Origin of the sequence: Micromonospora sp. NPDC007271 (genome assembly GCF_040634005.1) — a bacterium.
Lineage (GTDB): Bacteria > Actinomycetota > Actinomycetes > Mycobacteriales > Micromonosporaceae > Micromonospora.
The window spans coordinates 1-1,013 of sequence record NZ_JBEYER010000227.1 but is presented as its reverse complement, the minus strand read 5'-3'; the positions used below and the strand labels follow the sequence as shown (position 1 = coordinate 1,013).

General features: G+C 65.6%; 1 protein-coding gene. It reads right to left on the bottom strand.

Annotation, left to right across the window (positions count from 1 at the left end; translation table 11 throughout):
- Nucleotides 1–31: 31 nt before the first annotated feature.
- Nucleotides 32–931: an IS982 family transposase gene (locus ABZ570_RS34040; protein WP_358072310.1), complete on the bottom strand. Its 900-nt coding sequence runs from the start codon at nucleotides 929–931 to the stop codon at nucleotides 32–34.
- Nucleotides 932–1,013: the final 82 nt, after the last annotated feature.

Genomic DNA, 1,013 nt, shown 5'->3' with positions numbered 1-1,013 from the left:
ACTAGATGATTGAGTCCGAAGTTCGGACTGCTCAGTGGTCGTATGCGATGAGCGATCGCTTTCTGGGCGCTCCGATCTTGGTGTTGTGCCAGATGCAGGTCGCCATCGCGAGGAGGCGCTGGCCGACCCGGGCGTAGATGCCGCCGCGGGTACGCGAGCCGTGTTGTTCGAGGCTGAGTTGGCCCTTGAGCGTGTCGAAGATCGCCTCGATCCACTGACGCATGTGCAGCAGGGCCCGTTCGGCGGGGCTGGGGGCAGGGTCGGAGGTGTTCTTCCTGGCTGGGCGGACCAGGTGGGCGCCCAGGTCGTCGCGGAGGAACTTCTCGAAGTCTGCTCCGGCGAAGCCCTTGTCGGCGAGGATCACCTGCCCGGACTGCACGAGGTGGTGGTCGACTTCCAGCAGGGCGGCGATCACGTCGCGTTCGTCGAGTTTCGGGTTTGCCAGGCACCAGGTGACCGGCATGCCCTCAACGGTGGTGACCAGGTACAGGCGCATGCCCCAGAAGTAGCGGGAGTGGGAGGCGCAGTAGCCGTAGCCGGCGTCGCCTGCCAGGTCCGAGCGTTTCGCGGTCTCACGGGAGGCTCCGCAGGGCACCGGGGTGGAGTCGATCAGCCGCAGGATCGGCGCGCCGGTGGGGGTGTTGGCGGCCAGGTGCCGGATCACCGTGGCGATCAGTGGGCCGGCCGCGCGTAGCCGCTTGCCGTATCCGGACTGGTCAGGGATGTAGGGGAACAGGTGGCGTAGATGCTTGCGGGCGTAGCGGATCCAGTGCCGTTCCCGGGGGAAGTCCAGCAGGACCTGCGCGATGGCCAGGCACAGCAACTCGGCGTCGGACAGCAGCGGCGGACGACCGATCCGGCGACGCCCGATGACGTGATCATCGAGGAACACGTAGAGTGCGGTCAGAAGGGTATCGAGGTCTGTCTTCACAAACTGACATCGATACCCTTCGCCATGCTCCAGTCAAGCCCGCGCTGCCGTACAGCCCAGACTTCGGACTCAATCATCTAGG